This window comes from Cellvibrio sp. BR, from assembly GCF_000263355.1.
Taxonomy (GTDB): Bacteria; Pseudomonadota; Gammaproteobacteria; order Pseudomonadales; family Cellvibrionaceae; genus Cellvibrio.
The window spans coordinates 1-22,201 of the sequence record NZ_JH668208.1 but is presented as its reverse complement, the minus strand read 5'-3'; the positions used below and the strand labels follow the sequence as shown (position 1 = coordinate 22,201).

The following is a 22,201-nucleotide window of genomic DNA, read 5'->3' as shown; positions in this document are numbered from 1 at the left end:
TTATGGTTCAAAAATAATAGACAGGTGCCGGAATGAATTATCAATTGGTGGTGTGCATACTTTGTGTGGTGCTTTTTTGCGGTTGTAGTAGCGGCATATCAACCAGTACACAAAGCTATATGGCATTTGATACCGATCTCCCCGGCACTGTTCCCAAAGTGTTTGCAAAAACTCACCTGGCACCCGCTCAGGAGTTTGTCGGTTATGGCCGATTTGATCCCTTAACGGGTGATTTTTATTACTCCATCACCAATGAAAAATGGTTTCCCAACCGGCTCCATCGTATCAGCCCCGGCAACCGTCCGGAGCTGCTGCAGTTAGTGAGCGACAGCTGGGAAGGTGAGCCGGTGTTTACGCCGGATCATCACTTGGTTATCACCGCCATTAACAATTCTGGTGATAGCGCGCATTGGCAAGCCGATCTTTATCGCTTGCAGCGAGATGGTGGGAACTGGGTAAACCCCACACGTATGCCAGACGTTATTAATTCTCCCGCAAGTGAATGGAATGCCAGTTTTGCCAATAACGGCAATTTCTATTTTTCCTCAGAACGAAAAAAAGGCACCAGTGCTTTGCATGGTGATTTATATGTTGCAAAGCCACGTGCGGATGGACAATGGTTAATCGAAGAATTGCCGCTCGGTATCAATACCGACTACAACGACAGTGACCCCTTAATTGCCCCCGATGAATCTTTTTTGATTTTTCACTCGAATCGCCCAGGTGGTGTTGGGGAACATGATTTGTATGTATCTTTTAAAACCAAAAATGGATGGTCGGAGCCGCAGAATCTTGGAAGTGAAATCAATACCAGTGGTTGGGAAATGGCTCCGGCATTAACACTCGACGGAAAGTTTTTATTGTTCACTTGGCGCGCCGCAATGGAGACAAAGATTCCCTCTGAAATTCGCTGGGTTAGTATTGATGTACTTAAACCATTTAAAAATAAAGCCTCAGGCTGCGGAATAAAAAATAGATGAAATACAAGAGGCAGTAGCTACGCGCTACTGCTTTTGGTTGGATAAACCTATTGTTAGAACTTATAGCTCAAGCTGCCTTTTACAGAGCGCCCCATCAATGGACGAGCGACGCCTGTGTAGGTGCCATCACTAAACGCCAAGCCTGAACTTACACTTGAACCCTCGGTAAAGGATTCCGCATCATTCAGATTGGTGACGTGTAGTTGTAGCTCCAGATTGTCGTTAATTGAATACAACATCCCCATATTGATTTGGGTGTATTCTGGGTAAACCGTCACGTTGGTGCTGTCATCTGAAGCAAAGCGTTCACTGAAATATTGGGCTTGCCCATAGAGAGTGAGCGGAATACTGGAGAAAGTGTAGGACGGACGGAAATTAAGCATGACCTCCGACTGACGACGTGGGCGGCGACCTTCAGTGGTAGATACTTCGTATTGGCGTTGATCATTGATGCCGTCATTATTGGTGTCAACATCAACGATACCTGTGCGTACAGCCTTGTCCTGACTCTGCTCCGGATCTTGCAACACCAGACTACCTTGCAGCGTCAGGCCAGAGAGGGCGATAGGCGTGTAGCTTGCCTCAAATTCCACGCCAGTGTTGCTTAGGCTGCGGCGGAAACTATCGCGTACTTTAGGGCAGTCAGCGGGGCCTGGTACTGTATTACATGCCACACCACCAAAACCTGTTGCATTCAGGTCATCCAGCGTAGCCCCCAAACTTTCTTTGGCTTTAAAGTCGATATAGAACGCCGATACAGCAAACTCTAGCGAGTTATTTGCGATACGAAATCCGCCCTCGATTTGTTGAATATCTTCAACCAGATCACCGCGTACAATTTCTCCTGTACCAGGATTGGTAGCTGGGCCGCCAAAGATGTAATCTTCAAAACCCGGTAAACGGAAGGAGTCTGAGACTGTACCAAATACTGATACGTCGCCCCAGCTGCTGTCCTCTATTAGCAAATAGTTTGAGCCTACTGACCAACCATAATCGTCGTATTTTTCATTCGCTCGTTGTGGTGCGCCATCGGGAACGTTGACAAAATTATCCATCAAGGTGTCGCTAGTAGATCCCACAGCTATATTGTTAGGTGTGAAATCTTCCGAGCTATTACCAGGATCAAAAGAGTTAGTGGTGGTGCGATCTACATCCAGATCCTGCCAGCGTACGCCCAGGTCAAATTTGAGTCTGTTATCCATAAACGCCATATGGTCGTGCAGGTAAAATGCAGTGGTTTGCATGGTGGAATCAGCACCTAATCCAAAAATGGCTGGTTGATCCATGCCGCCGCGAGTAATCGATGGGCCAACTTGTTGCTCTGCATCATTGACAGCATAAAGATCCACTAAACGTGAGCTGCCACTAATATCGCTCCAGGCACTGGCAAATACCGAAAATACGTCGTAGGTGTACTCGCTGGCATAAGCACCCAAGGTGACTTCATGACTACTGTTTGCCAGTTCAAACTCCTTGCTCAAGCGGAAATCTCCGGTGAGATTGTCGGCGTCAACTTTGCCGTATACCGGGATATTGTGTGCTAAAAGTGCCGGGGCTTCTGTAGCAGTTGATAGATCGGTACCAGTCACCGTGTCTGTGTAGTAAGCCTTGACACTCGTGGCGTCGGTATAGGCATCACCCAATACACCGGTAAAACTTTTAATGCGGTTGTACTGGTCAGTAGTCAAGCGTGAGGTTTCTGCCGGTGGGTCATTGAACAAGGCGTTAAAACCATTGCTCCCGGATGTATGACGAACCTTACCTTCAACCCGGACACCGCTTTCTAACTCGTGCATGGCTTCCAAGGTAAAGATATTAAACTCTGGCTTGATGCCATCGCGAATGTCTAAATTAAGGGGTTTACCTTGGTTGTCGTAGAGCATGTATTCAGCGGTTGCATCAGAAACTACAGTGCCTGTACCAAAATCAACGCCCAAGCTTTTTACACTACCGGGATCAATTTCAAACGGGTCGTCTTCTGTACCGGGAGCGCGGTTATTGGGAACTGAGAAGGGGACGTTTTGATAAAAAATAGTGGTGTCGTCGATAACGTGTGCCTGTACCTTGGCGGTAGTTCTTTCATCATCACTGGTATAGAGCAGGTTCCCCCGCAGCTGGCCACCTTTATTACCCGTAAACCCCGGGTCGCGCTGGCCATCTGATTCACGGTAATAACCACCGACCGCATAAGTCAGGTTCTGATTGATCGGGCCGGCCACAAAAAAGTCATTGCGTACATGACCCCAATCACCCAGTTCAAGCTTGTACTCGCCCTCAAAGGTTTGTGTACCTGTACGGGTTACGTAATTCACTGCTGCGCCTAAAGCATTAGAGTAAAAAATGGCGCCTGGGCCGCCTTTTACAGCTTCAACACTGACCGTCATCAAGTCGCCTTTGATAAAGACATCGTTGTTCATAAACGGCGCCTCAGGCTCTTCATAGGCGGGCAGGCCGTCGATCAAGTTGGGCACGTAGCGATAGCCCCCAGCTTGAGGAAGCCCGCGCACCAGAACGTTGTTGTGTGTCTCCCCTGCGGTACCACCCTCCGCAAAAAAACCGGGAATGTTGCCCAGCAGTTCAGCTGTACCATTGGGGGCTAGCTGTTTTATGTCTTCTTGATTAAGGGTATTGATATTGAAAGTGGCGTCGAATTTCCGTGTTTCCTTCGCCACACCAGTAACAATAACTTCTTCAAGTAATGCGATTTCGGTGTCTTGGTTTGTTTGAGCCAAGGCTGCTGGGGTAGCAGTCCCGAATGTGAGCAGCGACATAGCCACTGCCAATTGTTTACGTCGGTAATTTCTCATAGAGCTCTCCCTAAAGGATTGTGTTGGATTTTATTGTTAGAGATTTGTGCAGCTGAATCGCGCAGAGACCATCCAGCCCACAGTACATAAGCTACTCAAATGTCTAACGATGGTCAATTTAAAAATGAAAAAATCTTCCTCTGCTTCCTGGTGGTCACTCCACCCTAAGCAGCACCTGGATAATTGCGACCAAAATACTGTTTGGTCACCTGTTGTTCAATCTTTGCGACTGTCGTAAGCTGCTCACCATGAAAAATACAGACACTCCTACCATGCCAGCCCGCGGCCCAGCCGACCACGATGTGCGCGATCAAATCGTGGTTGCGGCGACAGAACACTTCAGTCGTTACGGTTACGCCAAAACGACCGTCTCGGATCTTGCCAAAGCCATCGGGTTCTCCAAGGCTTACATCTACAAGTTCTTCGAGTCCAAGCAAGCCATCGGCGAAATGATCTGCACGAACTGTTTGCGTGAGATTGAAGCCGAAGTCAGTGCCGCAGTGGCGAGCGCAGACACACCACCCGAAAAGCTGCGGCGGATGCTCAAAGCCGCGACAGAAGCCAGTCTTCGCCTGTTTTTCCAGGATCGCAAGCTCTATGAAATTGCGGCATCGGCTGCCACAGAGCGTTGGCAGGCAGTGCTGGTCTATGAAGAGCGCATCCAAACTTTACTGAAGGATGTGTTGCTCGAAGGTCGCCAAACCGGGGACTTTGAGCGCAAGACACCGCTGGATGAAACGACCATGTCGATCTACCTGGTTATGCGCCCCTACCTCAATCCTTTGCTCTTGCAATACAGCTTTGATTACATCGAAGATGCGCCGATGCATCTCTCGAGTCTCGTGCTCCGCAGTTTGTCGCCCTGAAAAAACAACTTTGTGACCATTGACTAAATTAGTCACTAGAAACATAATGAAAATCCTAATCACTTCCTCGATGGGATTTTTATGCGTTTGCGTCACTTCGCTACCTCTATTGCCATTTGTGCTTTGCCTACTGTGTTGGTCGCGTGTGGCGAAACTGCGCCCGTCGACCCACGCACCGGCATACCCCTCGTTCGTACCGCCATTGTCGAACCATCGACGCTTACCGCGCGTTCGTATACCGGCACAGTCGCGGCGCGAGTCCAGAGCGATTTGGGCTTCCGCGTTTCCGGCAAGGTACTGGAGCGGCTGGTGGATACCGGGCAAACCGTCAAACGCGGACAACTGCTTATGCGTATCGATCCTGTCGATCTCACGCTGGCGGCAGTGGCACAGGAAGAGGTAGTGGCGGCAGCGCGAGCGCGGGCACTGCAAACCGCGGAAGATGAGGCCCGTTATCGCGAGCTGCGTGGTACCGGGGCAATTTCAGCGTCAGCCTACGACCAAGCCAAGGCAGCGGCCGATACGGCAAACGCCCAACTCAACGCTGCTAAAGCGCAATACGACGTGGCGCGCAACGCGAGCCGTTATACCGAATTGGTGGCTGATGGCGATGGGGTAGTCATGGAAACCCTGGCTGAACCCGGCCAAGTGATCGGTGCGGGCCAAACCGTGGTGCGCCTTGCCCATGCCGGGCGCCGCGAGGCGGTTATCCAGTTGCCAGAAACCCTGCGCCCTGCGATCAACTCTGTCGCACAGGCCAGTTCTTTCGGCAAGCCGGATGTGATTGTTGCCGCCACACTTCGGCAGCTCTCGGATACGGCGGACCAACTTACCCGCACCTTTGAGGCGCGTTATGTGCTGGAGGGGGAGCTGGCTGATGCCCCGTTGGGGACTACGGTTACGATCCAGCTCGTTAATGAACAGCCTGCCATGCCCGGCAATTTCCAGGTCCCGATTGGCTCCCTGTTTGATGCCGGGAAAGGGCCCGGCGTGTGGGTTGTCACTGGTGAACCAGCCAAGGTTTCCTGGCGTCCGGTTAAGATCCAGCATTTGGATGACCATAGCGCGAGCCTTAGCGGAGAACTCACGCAGGGTGACCGGATAGTCGCGCTTGGTGCGCATTTGCTACGTGATGGTGAACAGGTGCGAGTGGCTGACCTCACAGCTAACAGCGTGACCGAAGGAGCGCCTCATGAGTGAATCCCGCTTCAATCTATCGGCACTCGCTGTACGTGAACGCTCGGTCACCTTGTTTTTAATTTTCCTGATTTCACTGGCAGGGCTGATCGCATTTTTCAATCTGGGTCGGGCAGAAGACCCTGCCTTTACCGTGAAAGTGATGACGATTATCACCGCGTGGCCGGGTGCAACCCCACAGGAAATGCAGGATCAGGTCGCCGAGAAGATCGAAAAGCGCCTGCAAGAGCTGCGCTGGTATGACCGTACCGAAACTTACACCAGACCTGGTTTGGCGTTCACAACCCTGACTTTACTCGACAGCACGCCGCCGGCTGAAGTGCAGGATGAGTTCTATCAGGCACGCAAAAAAATCAGCGATGAGGCAAGCAGATTGCCAGCGGGTGTGATTGGGCCGATGGTCAACGACGAATATGCCGATGTCACCTTCGCACTCTATGCACTCAAGGCCAAGGGTGAGCCGCAGCGCCTGCTGGTGCGTGACGCGGAAACATTGCGCCAACGGCTGTTGCATGTACCCGGTGTAAAAAAGGTGAACATCGTCGGCGAACAGCCGGAGCGAATTTACATCGAGCTTTCCCATGAGCGTTTGGCGACGCTGGGTGTTAGTCCGCAGGATGTATTCGCCGCGCTCAACAACCAGAACGCGCTGACGCCAGCGGGCTCGGTGGAGACCAAGGGGCCGGAGGTATTTATCCGTTTGGATGGCGCCTTCGATGAATTACAGAAGATCCGCGATACACCGGTGATGGCGCAAGGCCGCACCCTAAAACTCTCGGACATCGCCACCGTCAAGCGCGGCTACGAAGACCCCGCAACATTTCTGGTTCGCAATGGCGGCGAGCAGGCCTTACTGCTGGGTGTTGTTATGCGCGACGGTTGGAATGGGCTCGATTTGGGCGAAGCGTTGGAAACCGAAGTCGGCGCAATTAATACTGAGCTGCCATTGGGTATAAGCCTGACCAAGGTCACTGACCAAGCTGTCAATATCAGTTCGGCAGTCGATGAATTTATGGTCAAGTTCTTTTTTGCCTTGGTAGTCGTAATGCTGGTGTGTTTCCTGAGTATGGGTTGGCGCGTTGGTATTGTGGTTGCCGCCGCCGTACCGCTGACCCTTGCCATCGTTTTTGTGGTCATGCTGGCCACCGGCAAGAACTTTGACCGCATCACCTTGGGCTCGCTGATTCTGGCGCTGGGTTTATTGGTAGACGATGCCATTATCGCCATTGAAATGATGGTGGTAAAAATGGAGGAAGGTTACGACCGCATCGCCGCGTCCGCCTATGCCTGGAGCCATACCGCAGCGCCCATGTTATCGGGCACGCTGGTTACGGCTGTTGGATTCATGCCCAATGGTTTCGCTCGCTCTTCGGCCGGCGAGTACACCAGCAATATGTTCTGGATTGTGGGTATAGCGCTTATTGCATCCTGGTTGGTTGCCGTGATTTTCACGCCTTACCTGGGCGTGAAAATGCTGCCTCATTTGAAGAAGGTCGACGGTGGGCATGACGCCATATACAACACCTCGCACTACAACCGATTTCGTCAAATTCTGGAGCGGGTCATTGCTCGCAAGTGGGTGGTCGCCGCGTCGGTAGTCGGCCTTTTTGTCTTATCTGTACTCGGTATGGCGGTGGTGAAAAAGCAATTCTTCCCGATCTCTGACCGGCCGGAAGTGTTGGTCGAAGTGCAGATGCCCTACGGGACATCGATCACCCAAACCAGCGCCGCCACCGAGAAAGTAGAAGCCTGGCTCGCCCAACAAACAGAGGCGAAGATCGTCACTGCCTACATAGGGCAGGGTGCGCCCCGTTTTTACTTCTCGATGGGGCCGGAGTTGCCTGATCCCTCCTTTGCCAAAATTGTGGTGCGCACAGATAACCAGAATGAACGTGATGTGCTAAAACACCGGCTGCGACAAGCCATCGCCGATGGGCTTGCTGCTGAGGCACGGGTGCGTGTCACTCAATTGGTATTCGGCCCCTATTCGCCATTCCCGGTTGCCTACCGGGTTAGCGGCCCTGACCCCGACAAGTTGCGGGCAATCGCGGCTGACGTGGAGCAGGTCATGGCTGCCAGTCCGATGATGCGTACGGTTAATAGCGACTGGGGCACGCGTACCCCCACGCTGCACTTCACCTTACAGCAGGATCGTTTGCAGGCAGTCGGGCTGACTTCCACCGCTGTGGCACAACAGCTGCAATTTTTGCTGACCGGTGTGCCTATCACCGCTGTGCGCGAGGATATTCGCACGGTGCAGGTTGTTGCGCGCTCGGCGGGCGATATCCGGCTCGACCCAGCCAGGATTGGCGATTTCACTCTGGCAGGCGCCAATGGGCAGCGCATTCCGCTGTCGCAGGTGGGAGAAGTTGAGGTGCGCATGGAGGAGCCGGTAATACGCCGCCGCGACCGGGTGCCGACCATCACCCTGCGCGGCGACATCGCCGATGACTTACAGCCACCGGATGTCTCGACAGCTATCACTGCGCAGCTTCAACCCATCATGCACAAGTTGCCGAGCGGTTATCGCATTGAAGAGGCAGGCTCTATCGAAGAATCCGGCAAGGCAATGGAAGCGATGCTCCCGGTCTTTCCCATCATGCTGGCAATCACCCTGCTCATCATCATTTTGCAGGTGCGCTCAATTTCCGCGATGGTGATGGTGTTTCTGACCAGTCCGCTCGGGTTGATTGGGGTAGTGCCGACGCTACTGCTATTCCAGCAGCCGTTTGGCATCAATTCATTGGTTGGGTTGATTGCGCTGTCCGGCATTCTGATGCGCAATACGCTGATCCTGATTGGCCAAATTGATCACAATCAACGGGTGGGGCTCTCACCGTTCCACTCTGTAGTTGAGGCCACCGTGCAGCGTGCTCGCCCGGTAATCCTGACGGCGTTAGCCGCAATTCTGGCGTTCATCCCGCTGACTCAATCGGTGTTCTGGGGAACGCTTGCGTACACGCTGATCGGTGGCACTTTCGCGGGCACGATCCTGACCTTGGTGTTTCTGCCGGCTATGTATGCGATTTGGTTCAAGATCAGCCCTGCTCGCGGACGCTGATCCCTGTATTTTTTACCACTATTTCCCAGAGGAAAGCGTATGTCTAAATCAACGGTTGTGTTAGTAACTGGAGTCTCGTCCGGTATTGGTCGTGTCACTGCTGAAAAGTTTGCATTGCAAGGCTGTAGAGTGTTTGGCAGTGTGCGCAACCTGAAAAAAGCGCTGCCGATTCCCGGTGTTGAACTGATTGAAATGGATGTCACGCAAGATGAATCGGTGCAACAAGCGGTGGCGTTGGTTATTGAGCGAGCCAAGCGTATTGATGTGCTGGTTAACAATGCCGGTGGCACCATAGTGGGTGCAATTGAGGAGACCTCCATTGCCGAAGCGGAGTCACTTTTTGATACCAATGTTTTCAGTATATTACGCACCCTCCAAGCGGTACTTCCGCACATGAGGGCGCAGCGTGCTGGAAGAATTATCAACATTAGTTCAGTGCTCGGGTTTCTTCCCGCGCCCTACATGGGCATTTATTCTGCGACCAAACATGCAGTCGAAGGGCTTTCAGAAACCCTTGATCATGAGGTACGGCAATTTGGAATTCGCGTAACACTCGTCGAGCCGTCTTTTACTAAAACCAATTTGGATATCAACGCACCCCAGGCCGCGGTTTTAATTCCGGCTTATGACACTGAGCGCAACCTTTCATCCCAAGCGGTTGTTGGTCATGTGAAAACGGCACCTGAGCCTGACAATGTCGCCAACACCATTGTTGACGTCGCACTCGGAAGCTGGCGTATGCGCCGCACACCAGCGGGGCAGGCATCCTTATTAAGCAAATTGCGGCGATTTATGCCCGCAAACCCTGTCGATGCGAGTTTGCGTAAAACCTTTGGGCTCAACTAAACCCTTGAGATTCCATCAACTCGTCAAAAGTAGAATACAGCTACAAAGTGCTGCCATTTTTTATGCAAGATCAATTGCTGTAGATACCAACGCGCGTGTCCGTTTTTATCAACTGGATAAACGAGGTGGCCTGCATGCGAATCATTGGGAGAATCAACAATGGCTCGCTTTTTTAATTAATACCCCACAGGATCGAGAATAGAATATTCCGATCCTTAGGTATCTTATATAAAACTTAACGCTGGAAGTGTAGCGACTAAAACCATTGCTAACCTTGGTGCATATTGCAGTAGCAGAGCGACTGCACAGGCCGCCGCACTAAATAAACCTATTGTCATTACCAAGCCCACCGCTATTCCTGCTACTTTTGCGCAGTAAACCACAGTGGCTATCAGCAGCAACCAGCCGCCATTGCGCAATAAAAACTGATTGCGTGACGAGAATGTTTTGGAGGGCCACATCTGTTGAAAGTGGCGATTCATCGCAAGGCTGAGCGATAGGCAGGTTGTATAAGCGAGCGCAAAAGCAAGTAGCATTTAACTGGCCTCTGGTGATTGCAGGGGAATATCCTGTGCGACTATTTGTTTATTGTCGATAGATTGTTTATTACTGCTATTGATTCGCGTTACTTGAGATGTGCGCTGTAACCGCTGCTGCAATTTTACCGCCGCAACTGCAAACAACATTCCTGTTGCTAAAAAAGTAAGGTCAACGCCGGCAAAGAGCCAATCACCTTGTGTAAGGCTGTTAGCTAAATGCCGATCCGTCGTTACTGCATTAATGATCGGCAATAAACCGTAAGCGGCAGCGGCCATCCAAAGTAAATCCACCCAGCCGCGCATAATATTTCTGCTTAATGGATAGAGCAGTGTGGCGAGCCATACTAAAAACATCACATGAACTTCCCACTCACTACGCGCTGCAAAATCCACTGGTAATAAACGGTTTGCCCAAAAATACGCGGCTATGGCAATAGGTAAACCGACAATAGTCCCAAGGTTTAAACTCTCTACCAGGCGATGCCCAAAATCCGGGCCATTGGCTTTTTTGAGTTGTGCCGGACGGCGTTTGACCGTCCACAAAATCATTCCGGTGGCGATCATGGCGGTGCCTAATAAGCCCGATAAAAAATACAACCAGCGCAGTGCAGTATTGGCAAATAAACCTTCATGCAACCCTAAAAACGTATCGCGCACTGTGCGCGGTGCAGAAGTGGCGGCGGCATTGTCATTTAGCAATTCTCCGCTCACACCATCGAAAACTAATTCCGGGCTGGCGCGCAATGGAGAATCCAATTGGCGACCAATACTGACACGTGCATTGGCATCACCGGGATTGTCGATGTCGAGATAGCGAACCTGGTTTTCGCCCCAACGCGCTTCAGCAATTGCGAACATCGCGCTCAATGACGCTAAATTTTCCGGGGAATTCGCGCGCTGAACTTTATCGCCTTCTGCAAATAACTCATCAAAAAATTTACGCTCTGCATCGTCGCCCGTACCGTAACTGCTAGCGACAATTAATGGCATATAAGTAAAGGCAAAAAAAATCAGGCCACTGTAGGTAATCATAAAATGGAAAGGCAGTGCGGTGACGCTGAGTAGGTTGTGCATATCCAGCCAGGAGCGCTGGCCTTTTTGTGGGCGAAAGGTAAAAAAATCGCGGAATATTTTTTTATGGATTACTACACCGGTAACAATCGCCAGCAGCATAAACATGCTGCAGACGCCCACAATCCAATAGGCGACAGTCGTCGGCAGATAATGCAGTGCATAATGCATTTGATACAGCGTTTGTCCACCGCCAGTCGCGCGGCCACTGAGTGCATCGCCGGTAGTGGAATTCAATAGTTCATTGCCCCTAACACCGCGCTCGCCATCTTTACCTGGCATCTGCCAAAAAATGCGTAGATGGGGATTGTCGCGATTGGTGGGCGGGCTGATAAACCAGCGCTCGGCACCATCGGCCTTTTGTTGCAAACGCGCTTCTGCAACCGCAAGCGATTGCGCCATAGTGGATGTGTCTTTAGGTAATTCCGGTTTCATCCAGCGATCAATTTCGGTATCGAAATAACCAAGTGTTCCGGTTAAAAATACAAAAAATAAAATCCAACCAACCGATAGCCCACCCCAGGTATGCACCCAGGACATGGATTGACGAAAACCACTTTTCATGGCGCAACTCCTGTGAGTTTCAACAGCAGCGCAACAGCCCCTAATATTAGCGATGGCGCTAATAACCCCACACAGGCTTTCTTCATTGAGCGCACGGCAAATACCCACATAATTGCTCCGGCATAAATTGCGAAGCTCAATAAAATGCCGGTCATCACCGCATCGCTTTTGGGCATAGGTAACAAGTAGGAAAGCAAAATGGCAGAGATATTTGCCAGCAAGTAACCGCCAATAATAGCGACGATCACCCGCAGGGCAATTTGCCAGCGATAGCGGTTATCGGTATGTGCCTTTGTATGTTTCATTTAAAAATTAACGTGAATATTGACGGAACCCATGACCATGCGCGGCATAGGTTAGAGGCGAGCAGCCAACAATAACCGCAATAGCCAATGACATGGTTTCGTGGCTTTTCATATGGCAAACCCCATTTATATGAGATTTCTTCTCGTTTGCAACTTGTTCGCACTTTACCACCGAAAAGTGGCATGTAAAAGCAATAATACGAATGATTGCTATTTGAGGGTCTTTCTTTGATTTTCCGGGGCAACCCCGAGACTGGGTAACTCGTCAGGTTTGACGACACATACCAGCCCCTATCAAGCGACTGTGGTTAAAAAAACCGACCAAATTACATAGCCTGCTAATTATCTGGGCAGCAACCAACTTGCCTCGGGATTCAATATTCTTGTCAACAAACTCGCTTCAACTTCATAGAGATCAGAGGCGGTAGGATCGGAAATGGTGGTGGCGGGTTTGCTCCGCAAGAATGCAGGGATGTGATTAGCAGTTTATTGCTTTGCATATGTGTTGAAGATCAACATGAGTACAATTGTTGTTATTGCGAATGCATCTCATTTGTGACAGCATGGCGCGCATACCCACTTGCAGCGCTTTGTATGTTGCCATCCACAGATAACTCCCCCATCGCTGATCTTTATCAAAGCCATCATAGCTGGTTACATGACTGGCTGCGGCGGCGTATGGGTTGTTCGCATGCAGCGGCCGATTTGGCGCAGGATACGTTTGTGCGGATATTGGCCAGACGAGGGGAGGTTGCTCAACGATCGTCACAACAACCACTACAAGAACCGCGCGCCTATTTATGGGCGATAGCTAAAGGTCTGGTGGTTGATCACCTGCGTCGCCGTTCGCTGGAGCAGGCTTATCTGGAAGCGCTCGCCAATTTGCCGGAAGCCTGTAGCATTTCGCCGGAAGAGCAGGAAATCCTCTTACAAACCTTACATCGTATCGATGCCTTGCTGGATCAGTTACCCCGGCAAGTGCGTCAGGCGTTTCTCCTTTCGCAAATTCACGGGCTGACTTACAACGAAATTGCGCAGCAGATGAAGCTCTCGCAGCGCACCATCAAACGTTACATGCAGCAGGGGTTTGCCCAGTGCATAACCGCGATGTTCTAGCCCCGCCACCAGAAGTAATTGCCCGCGCGGCCGCTTGGTTGGTGCGAATGCAAGAGGGCAAACTCACTACTGAAGCTGAGCTGCAATTACAGGCCTGGCGATTGGAAAATACAGAGCACGAGCGCGCATGGCGGACGGCCATGCAATTGCAAGAAATGATGGCAAGTGTGCCGGGCGGATTGAGTCAGCCAGTGCTCAGTCGCCAGCGGTTGGATCGGCGTCAGTTGTTATCTATTGCGCTACTGGCAGCCGCGTTGCCTGTGGCTTGGACGGCCTATCGCCAATTGCCGGCACTGACTGCCGACTATCGCACGGCGACGGGCGAGCAACGGCACCTCACCTTGCCCGATGGCAGCCAATTGCAGCTCAATACCGGCAGTTTGGTAGATGTACAATTTGATGCGCAGCAGCGTTTGATTCGTTTGCATCGCGGTGAAATTGCGATTCAAACCGCGCCCGATAATCTCACTGATAATGCCATCAATAACCTCACTCACAAACGTCCATTTATTGTTGTAACACCGGCAGGAAACATCCGCGCCTTAGGCACGCGCTTCGCCGTGCGCACTTTGGATGCCGACATCACCCAAGTAGAAGTTTACGAACATGCGGTTGCGTTAAAACCTGCGGGGATCGGAATCGAAACCCGATTGGACGCTGGAAAAAAAGCGCTGTTTGAGCGTAAAAAAATTCACTTTATGGCAGATCATCACCAAACCGCAGCGGCTTGGGCGAATGGCCAGATCATTGCTGACAATCAACGCCTGTGCGATTTTATTGCGGATTTGGCGCGCTATCATTCGGGTGTGTTGCGCTGCGACCCGGCGGTTGCCGATCTGCGTATTTCCGGCGTATTCCAACTCAAAAATCCCCTACAAGTTTTGACTGTTGTTGCGGGTACTTTGCCTATCCGTCTTTCACGCATCACCGATTACTGGATCACGATTACGTCGCCGTAAAAAATATTTTTATTTTCTGCGCGTATCGCTGTCCCCTTTTTATTTCTCGTCCGGCATAACACCTGAAAGCCACTTATTTACTTCCTTTTGGAGCTATCAGTTTATGCCGCCGTTTTTATCCACTAACAATTCATCCACGCATTTTTCAACTTCTTATTTTTTATTCGGGCCTATAGCCCGCATTCTGCGCGCCACTGTTTTAGGTATTAGCCTCGCTTGCGGCAGTACGGCTGTTGCACAGGTAGCGCCAGCTGAATCCGCATCGATCCAAAAGAGTTACCAGATACCGGCGGGAACACTCCCCCAATCACTCAACCGTTTCGCCAGTGAAGCGGGAATTACCTTGTCATTTACGCCCAATTTGGTAGAGGGAAAACAGGCGCAGGAATTAACAGGAAGTTTCACCCCATACGCGGGATTGCAAACGATTTTGCGAGGCAGTGGATTGGAAACGGTTATTAAATCTGATGGTAGCTTTAGCCTGCAACCAGCGGTGCCAGTTGGGCAATTAAAAACGGTGAAGGTGACGGCGGATGCGATGCAAGGGGAGTCGCCCGAAGCTTACTCGGGCGGGCAGGTGGCGAGAGCGAGTCGCATGGGTATCCTCGGCAATGTGGATGTATTCGAAACGCCCTTCAGCACCCAAAGCTTCACTGAGGAGTTTGCGCGGGATCAGCAATCGCGCCGGATTTCTGATGTGGTTGCGGTCGATCCCTCAGTGCGCAGCCCCATGGCCGAGTATGGCGATACCGAAACCTTTATGGTGCGCGGCCTTCCGCTATTTACCAATCAGGTGGGTGTGAACGGTTTATATGGCATGACCGATGGCCGTCGGCTCACCCCGGAATTTTATGAACGTGTCGATCTGCTCAAAGGCCCGGCCTCTATGCTCTACGGCGTCGGCCCTTTTGGGGTGGTCGGCGGCAACCTGAATCTGGTCAGTAAACGCGCGGCAGACGAACCGCTAACACGCCTTACCGGCAGCTATGTCTCCAACTCCCAACTGGGCGGGCATCTTGATCTCGGGCGTCGTTTTGGCGACGACAATGCCTGGGGCGTACGGTTGAACGCGCTCAAGCGGGATGGCGATACACCCGTCGAGCGACAGGAGGACAGTACCAACAATCAATCGCTGGCCTTGGATTACCGGGGCACAAGACTGAAAGTCAGTGTGGATGCGGCAAATCAAGAGCGTCGCACCGATGGCCACACGGCCAATATGACCTACAACCAGGGTTTTGCATTGCCCAAAGCGCCAGACAATCAGCACAACTTTTCCAACAGCTGGGAGTTTATCGATACGGGTGCAAAGTACTGGATGGCAGCAGCAGAGTATGAATTTGATCCGGCCTTCTCCATTTACGCCAACTACGGCCAGTCTGAAGGGGACGAAGAGTATTTTTATGCAGCCTCACAAATGCGCCGCATCATCAACAACGCCGGGGATTTCACCGCGCGAGTAGGCGGTTTCCGTGGTACCTATGACGTTGAAACCTATGAGACCGGAGTTCGTGGTGAGTTCAATTGGGGCGCAGTGAGCAACCGCTATGCGCTGACCTATAGCGATCTTGACCGTACCTCCGCGGGTCGTCTGGTACATGCTTCCGGTGTCTACACCGGCAATATCTACGAGACGGCAAATCTGCCCAAACCGACATTGAGTTACGACCCGCTGCTGCAAAATGGCGCGGTGCAATTAAGCAGTGTGGGCTTGCTGAATACCTTCGGTTTTATCGATGATACTGTTCTGCTGACACTGGGAGCACGAGACCAGAAACTGGAAAGTGGGGCCTTCAGCTCCGGTGTTCAAACTCGCACCGATGAAGCAAGCAAAGTCACTCCACTGTCGGCGCTGCTGGTTAAGGCAGGTAATTATTCTTACTACGCGAACTACAGCGAAGGCCTCGCGCAAGGTTCAACCGCACCCAATGGCACGGCAAATCAGGGCCAGTTATTGCCACCTTCTGTTACCGAGCAGTATGAAGGCGGAATTAAGTTCGACGCCGGTACCTTCGGCCTGACCGCCGCTGTATTCCAGATCGCCCAGCCCAATACTTTCACCAATAGCGCGAATGTTTTTACCGCCGACGGCGAGCAGCGTAACCGCGGTGTGGAATTATCTATCTTTGGCCAGCCGCTGGAGGGTATGCGCCTGCTGGGCGGTTTTACCTACATTGATGCCGAGCAAACCCGCACCCGCGAAGGCCTCAACGACGGTAAAGATGCGATAGGTATTCCCCATTACAATCTGGTGCTGAACAGCGAATACGATTTTGCGGCGCTGCCGGGGCTAACACTCACCAGTCGCATTACAGCGTTTAGTGATGCCCAAGCCGATGTGGGCAATGCCCAGAGCATTGCCGGGTGGGGAACTGTGGATCTCGGTGGTCGCTACATGACGGAGATGTCTGGTAAAGCGCTGACCTTCCATCTCAACCTGCAAAACCTTGCCGATAAGAGTTATTGGAATTCCGTGTCGCGCAGCTTTATCACCTCGGGCGCTCCACGCACGCTTCTGGTGTCGGTGACTTTGGACTTATAAAGCCGATAAGTGGGGCAGGTTGGAATGCGCGCTACGCCCATCCAACCTGCCGCACCACCCTCATTTGATTTTAATTCTTATTTGAGAATTAATATTGTTAATGCTAAGGTGCCACCCCAAAATACCACTCACTTGGGGACTCTTTATGCGACAAGTATCTCGCCGCAACATACAACAAATCCATCCACTTACCCGTGCTTTGCGCACCGCCAGCCTCAGCTTACTGATCGCCAGCCCATTGAGCCTGGCAGCTACTGCACCGGACAACTCACAAACCAAGGAAAAAGTGCCTGAAGCGGCGGTGAAATTAAAAACCGTGAAAGTCACCGCCGAGGTGATTGATGGGGGCGCAGAAAATGGCTATCGCACTGAAACGGTTTCCGGAGTGGGCGCTTGGGAAGGGCGCAGCCTGCAAGACACGCCTTACTCGGTGAATGTTTTTTCTGAGGAATTGATCGAGAACTTGCAAGCTACCACGCCCGATCAGGTGTATCGCGTCAACCCAACTACCCAGCTGATCCGCGCGCAGCATGAGAACAACCAGCCGCGCATAATGATGCGGGGTTTCACGGTGCAACGCTCCTATCGCGACGGCGTGCCGGACGACCAATACAATCACACCGCGACCATGGAAGACACGGCGCGCATTGAAATCCTGAACGGGCTTTCAGGCTTTATGTACGGTGCAAATAACGTCGGGGGCGTCACCAACTATGTCACTAAAAGCTCAACCGATGAGCGTCTGAATCGCGTGACATTGAGCAGCCTGGGGAGAGAAAGTGTGAATATCCATGGCGATTTCGGCGGTAAGCTCGATGGCGACGGCAAATATGGCTACCGTGTCAATCTGGTGGAGCAGGGTGGTGATGGGGCCATCAAGAATCAGAACGTTGAAAAAACCTTTTACAGCCTGGCATTTGACGGCTACTTGTTCGACGACTTCTGGGTGCAGATTCATGGCATGGATTACACCTACGATGTGAACGGTTCGCAAACCTACTGGTATTTTGCCAACGGTGTTAAAAGACCGTCGGCCGACAGCATCGCTAACGATGTTTCCTGGGGACAACCCTGGACCAATCGCTGGTATGACTACAATCGCTACGGTTCCAATGTGAAATGGCAGATCAGCGAACGCGTGTCATTGCGTGCGGCTTACATCGATAACCGGGGAACCCGTGGGTCGGAAAGCACCAGCAATACCATCACCGCTAACGGCACCTACAACCAGCAAATCTCCGGTGTCTATACCCCTGGCCTGGAAACCCTGCTGAGTAAGCAAGAGGATAAAGGCACTGCGGTTTATCTGGATGTGTTGTTCGACACCGGCGCGGTAGCGCACAAACTCACCGCAGGATACCAGGCCAGCGAGAGTTACCAATATCGGATGGGCGGTGCCAGCGCTGCGCCGATCAATCTCACTGGCTTGTCTATGACGTCCCCTACTTACATTCCTCGCCCAATTAATGTGGCACCCGTCAATCGCGGCGCCATTACTTTGAGCAGTAACAGTGAATACCAGAGTCTGGTCATTGGTGATGACATTACTTTTAGGGGTAGCAGGAACTTCCCGCCATGGATTACATAAACCTGTCGAAGCCCACGTGCCGCAAGGCTTTCACGACAAAACAGAGCGATAATTTGGCACATCTACTTGCATGTCGGGATAGTTTTTAGCTAATTTTAGAACTCCCTTTTTGTATATAGAATGACTCTGGGGCATGCATGTCTACATTCTCCAGTGACCATCCTGTCGAGTTTCCCGGTCTCCTAGCTAATCTATTTTATGTCGTTGCTTCATCAAATAAGTACCGAACCTTCAATACCTCATCGATGACTGTCACGATCCATGGCGCTTAAAATTAACACAACAAAGTGAACGGTATTCCATATTGACGAACTGGCGCAAACATCTACTACCTGTAGTATCTGAACTTTGTAATAATCGTAAGCTGATAACTTAGAAATGGATATTTTATATGGCAGTACAAGCCCCTATTTTCTCACGTGTGGAGCGTGTTTTAGCTGATTTTGCCAAAAACGATAAGCCAACAAGTGCAGATTTTGCAGCAGTTCAGGCGTTAGGTAGCTTCTACGATAAGCTGGACAATTATCGAGTTGAGGCTAATACGATGAGCGATCCGGTTCTCAAATCTGAACGACACAAATCATCTCGACTCGCTGAGCATATGGCATTGGGTGGCGAAGGCAGACCTTCTTCACGATGCGATTGTCACGCAATTATTTCGGGTGGGCACAAGAAAGCGATTTTGGTGAGGGCTGTGATGGCCTGGCTTAAGCTGCGTATTGACGACCCGTGGAACGGGTGCTGGCTTCCTAGAGATTGGGAAGATAGAGCATACATGCCGAAGCACTTACAAGGTGCAGTGCCTCACAAGCGTATTCATCATGAACACTACTATGACTGGCTAGGCGGCCGCATAAACTTCATGCAGATTAATACGGCGGAGAAACTAATATTTGCACTCAATCAAATTCGTAGGGCTTTACAATCTGGCGCAGTTCCGCCCGAGGTCATGCCACAAACAGGTCGTAAATAATGCTTTACACAGTCTTACTTGACAACAAAAGCTACCTCGATCCGATGTTTAACAGCGACCAGTTAGATAGGCTTGTCGGGACTCTTAATGGCGAAACAGTGGCAAATAGAATTGAGCTGAACAATACACCTCGCTCGTTTGCGGGCGTATTCAGTGAACCATTGCAAATTGATTTTCCAGTTTTTAAGAAAGCAAAGGCCAAACTGCTAGTGCCCGATATTGCTGTCTCTGAAGGTCGCCTCTTTCTTAATAAAAAGGCTTACAACGCACTTAAAGATTTAATAAAGAATGATGGCGAATTTATACCTGCGACTTACAGTGAAGGTGAGGCCTTCATATTTACTCCGTTTAATGTTGCGGAAAAAATTGATGCATTAGATTTAAAATTAAGCAAAAAAAACGAATTGGGCGATCTAGAAAACCTTTCTTTTCACGAAGAAAAATTGAAAGATTGGGTAGTTTTTCGTGCGGAATTTAACGCATTTCATACACTACAAGTAACGCAAGCGTTCGTCGATGCCATTAAAAAAAATGATTTAAAGGGTTTATATATCACTTCAAATTTAGGTTCAGTTTTCGCTGTAGACCGAGCCGAAGTTTCAAAGTTAAATTAGCTTGTGAAGTCGTTTTCAGGCGGTATGTTTGTTTGATGGAACCCAATTAATAATGGGTTTACGCGGTCGCTCAATATTTCCGCAGCACTTCTTCCTTTATAACCGGGTGCTAACACATAATCTCCTTGAGCGCCAAAATGTCAGCAAGAGAGCCAATCGTTTCGGTGGAGCATTTTGTTCCTCTTATCAAATGCTTTGCGCGAAAACCAAATTGAGTTGGACCTTCATAGTCGGCCAACAAGGTGTCGCCCACGAAGAGACACTGAGCCGGATCCACTTTCGCTCTATCTACAACCCATTGGTAAATTTCTCGCTCAGGCTTTATATAACCAACGTCATAGCTCAAGCATTTGAGGAGTGGAAAATCAGGCAACAACTGTTCGAGCACTGCACCATAGGGTTTTGCGAGGTTGGAGCATACAGCTATGGGAATATGCCAATCCGATAACTGGCGTATTGTGGGAATCACGTCCTCAAATAATGCCAAGCTGGCAAGTTCTTGCTCAATGTCAATCTGAAGCTGTGTGATCATCTGTGTCGGTGGAACAATCCCCATCGCTGAGAATAGCTCGGCCGGATCTTCCGAGCGCGTCATCAAGAATCGGGCATCACCCGGCCCGGGTGAGCGGCCTTGTTGTCGCGCCCACTGCAACACTTTGCGAAATGGATGATGTTTCACTCCAAACTTGATGAGAGTTCCATACAAATCAAAAATTACCAATTTGGGGCGCATCGTAAACCTGTGCACAATGACTAGGTGGATTAATAAAACGCACTGCATTACTTAAATTCAAACTGCGCGCCTCGTGCGCTTGCGTATGCGGCGCGTATGGTTAAGTTTTCACTATCTGGCTCCAATCCAAATTGATAGCGAGAGTTTTCCTGACACCATGAAATGTTTTTCTCGCTGCGCCCCCACTGGTATCGGGGATGCTTTTTTCCATATTTTTTGAAATAGTATTCCTGATCCAATCGTATGATTAATTCACGTGCAGACTCTGAATCTTCGTTCGGAATTGAGATGGTAGGAAATTCGGATGCAATAAAGGGAGGAAGATCTGTGCCGACGAGCCAATCCCATAAACCAAAAGAAAAAGCCTTGGGTTTCCACATATGGTGTGCGGCTCCACCGTAGGCGAGGTCCGGCCGGTAAAAGTGTTGGAATTAGCCACTTCGAGTATAACTAACTGAATAATAAAGATTTAATCAACCAGCAACTCAAATGACATTGGTTTAACCTGCTTGGTCAAATCCAGCTCAAAGCTTCCCAATCTGCCCAAGTGCTCGGTATGGTACGGCGAGAATGCGGCCATGAGGTCGCGGGTGATATTGTGGCCCTCCGACTTCAACTGGTTAAACACTTCCGTCATCGCGTTCACGTTGTATAGGATTGTGAAGTTCGCCAGCAAATGATTGTATTTCACGATTTTGCTTTGCTCATGCTTTAGGTTAGCGGGAATTTTTCCGGCATTCGCAAAAAACAACCAACGTGCAAACTCGTTGAACTCCTCACTCTTACAGGTCGCTGCCTGGATCGTTTTGCGTAGATCAACATCGGTGATGTATTCCAAAAGGAACATAGTTCTGACCACTCGCCCGAGTTCGCGGAACGCAAAATACAGCTTGTTTTTCCGGTTCTTGGTGCCGAACCGGCGCAGGATTGTCGAGGCGGTAATTTTTCCTGCTTTAACGGACATAGCTGTTCGCATCATATCCGCATAGTGCTTTTCAATAAGGTCCCACTTGATAGGCTCTTTGAACAAGGACTGAATATGCTTAAGCACCATAGCGCGGTCAGGCTTGTAGAAGCTGAGATCTTTGATATTTCGGATACGCGGCATGAGCTTGATGCCCAGTAGGTACGCCAGGCCAAATACCGGTGTTGATTGCGCCTGCGTATCACCGTGAACGGTGTCTGGATTAAAATCTGATTCGTCGTTGAGCAGACCGTCCAGGATATAAATCGCCTCGTAGACACCACAGGGGATAAACCGGCTGAACAACGCAATGTAGGTATCTGAGACGTGGTAATAGGCAATGCCGCCATAGCTGCCGTAACGAATATGGTATTCCGATAGTAAATTATCTTCGTAGAGATCCCAGAGCTTGCCATCAGCGGACACACTGTTGCCCGAACCCCAACACTCAATGAGCCGGTATTTCTTGTACTCGC

Annotated in this window: 18 protein-coding genes; 11 read left to right on the top strand and 7 right to left on the bottom strand. The window is 50.6% G+C overall.

Annotated features, from left to right (window positions below; genetic code table 11):
- The first annotated feature begins 32 nt into the window (after positions 1-32).
- Positions 33-980, top strand: a complete 948-nt coding sequence (locus tag O59_RS21210) for a TolB family protein (protein WP_007645981.1) — start codon at positions 33-35, stop codon at positions 978-980.
- 53 nt (positions 981-1,033) lie between these two features.
- Here the strand turns inward: O59_RS21210 and O59_RS19865 are convergent, their stop codons facing one another.
- Positions 1,034-3,787: a TonB-dependent receptor domain-containing protein gene (locus O59_RS19865; protein ID WP_007645979.1), complete on the bottom strand. Its 2,754-nt coding sequence runs from the start codon at positions 3,785-3,787 to the stop codon at positions 1,034-1,036.
- A 248-nt stretch (positions 3,788-4,035) separates the two neighbouring features.
- Here O59_RS19865 and O59_RS19860 point away from each other — a divergent pair, with 248 nt between their 5' ends.
- The 4 genes from O59_RS19860 (at position 4,036) to O59_RS19845 (ending at position 9,757) form a co-directional block, all read left to right on the top strand.
- The gene (locus O59_RS19860; RefSeq protein ID WP_007645978.1) at positions 4,036-4,653 is read left to right on the top strand and encodes a TetR/AcrR family transcriptional regulator; all 618 of its coding nucleotides are present in this window, start codon (positions 4,036-4,038) and stop codon (positions 4,651-4,653) included.
- An 81-nt stretch (positions 4,654-4,734) separates the two neighbouring features.
- Positions 4,735-5,853, top strand: coding sequence for an efflux RND transporter periplasmic adaptor subunit (locus O59_RS19855; protein WP_007645976.1), 1,119 nt, complete (start codon positions 4,735-4,737; stop codon positions 5,851-5,853).
- Positions 5,846-8,911 (top strand): efflux RND transporter permease subunit, encoded by a 3,066-nt coding sequence (locus O59_RS19850; RefSeq protein ID WP_007645975.1) that lies wholly within the window; start codon positions 5,846-5,848, stop codon positions 8,909-8,911. The genes O59_RS19855 and O59_RS19850 overlap by 8 nt, the downstream gene beginning before the upstream one ends.
- Before the next feature lie 39 nt (positions 8,912-8,950).
- On the top strand, positions 8,951-9,757 hold the full coding sequence (locus O59_RS19845; RefSeq protein WP_040393729.1) for an oxidoreductase: 807 nt from the start codon (positions 8,951-8,953) through the stop codon (positions 9,755-9,757).
- 224 nt (positions 9,758-9,981) lie between these two features.
- Here O59_RS19845 and O59_RS19840 read toward each other — a convergent pair whose 3' ends face one another.
- Genes O59_RS19840 through O59_RS19830 form a run of 3 tightly spaced genes read right to left on the bottom strand, consistent with a single transcriptional unit; the run spans position 9,982 to position 12,236 of the window.
- Positions 9,982-10,293, bottom strand: a complete 312-nt coding sequence (locus O59_RS19840; protein WP_007645971.1) for a DUF3325 domain-containing protein — start codon at positions 10,291-10,293, stop codon at positions 9,982-9,984.
- Complete coding sequence (locus tag O59_RS19835) at positions 10,294-11,931, bottom strand: PepSY domain-containing protein (RefSeq protein ID WP_007645969.1); 1,638 nt, start codon at positions 11,929-11,931, stop codon at positions 10,294-10,296.
- Entirely contained in the window at positions 11,928-12,236 is a 309-nt protein-coding gene (locus O59_RS19830; protein WP_007645967.1) for a DUF3649 domain-containing protein, read from the bottom strand. Before O59_RS19830 ends, O59_RS19835 begins: the two co-directional genes overlap by 4 nt.
- 594 nt (positions 12,237-12,830) lie before the next feature.
- On the opposite strand from O59_RS19830, the gene O59_RS19825 reads away from it, so the two are divergent.
- The 6 genes from O59_RS19825 (at position 12,831) to O59_RS19800 (ending at position 20,028) form a co-directional block, all read left to right on the top strand.
- Positions 12,831-13,352: a sigma-70 family RNA polymerase sigma factor gene (locus O59_RS19825; RefSeq protein WP_007645965.1), complete on the top strand. Its 522-nt coding sequence runs from the start codon at positions 12,831-12,833 to the stop codon at positions 13,350-13,352.
- Entirely contained in the window at positions 13,331-14,311 is a 981-nt protein-coding gene (locus O59_RS19820) for a FecR domain-containing protein (protein WP_007645959.1), read from the top strand. Before O59_RS19825 ends, O59_RS19820 begins: the two co-directional genes overlap by 22 nt.
- Before the next feature lie 103 nt (positions 14,312-14,414).
- A complete protein-coding gene (locus O59_RS19815) occupies positions 14,415-16,853 on the top strand; it encodes a TonB-dependent receptor (protein WP_007645957.1) in 2,439 nt (812 codons plus the stop codon).
- 145 nt (positions 16,854-16,998) lie between these two features.
- Positions 16,999-18,441 carry a TonB-dependent siderophore receptor gene (locus O59_RS19810; RefSeq protein ID WP_007645955.1) on the top strand — a complete coding sequence of 481 codons (1,443 nt, stop codon included), beginning with the start codon at positions 16,999-17,001 and terminating at the stop codon, positions 18,439-18,441.
- Between the two features lie 391 nt (positions 18,442-18,832).
- On the top strand, positions 18,833-19,414 hold the full coding sequence (locus O59_RS21205; protein ID WP_050977141.1) for an AHH domain-containing protein: 582 nt from the start codon (positions 18,833-18,835) through the stop codon (positions 19,412-19,414).
- The gene (locus tag O59_RS19800; RefSeq protein WP_040393726.1) at positions 19,414-20,028 is read left to right on the top strand and encodes a hypothetical protein; all 615 of its coding nucleotides are present in this window, start codon (positions 19,414-19,416) and stop codon (positions 20,026-20,028) included. The genes O59_RS21205 and O59_RS19800 overlap by 1 nt, the downstream gene beginning before the upstream one ends.
- Positions 20,029-20,137: 109 nt before the next feature.
- Here O59_RS19800 and O59_RS19795 read toward each other — a convergent pair whose 3' ends face one another.
- The 3 genes from O59_RS19795 to O59_RS19785 all read right to left on the bottom strand — a co-directional run.
- A complete protein-coding gene (locus tag O59_RS19795) occupies positions 20,138-20,761 on the bottom strand; it encodes an HAD family hydrolase (RefSeq protein WP_007645951.1) in 624 nt (207 codons plus the stop codon).
- A gap of 47 nt (positions 20,762-20,808) precedes the next feature.
- Entirely contained in the window at positions 20,809-21,141 is a 333-nt protein-coding gene (locus O59_RS19790) for a hypothetical protein (RefSeq protein WP_040393724.1), read from the bottom strand.
- 89 nt (positions 21,142-21,230) lie between these two features.
- On the bottom strand, positions 21,231-22,201 hold a 971-nt coding region (locus O59_RS19785), incomplete at its 5' end, for a Tn3 family transposase (RefSeq protein ID WP_040393722.1).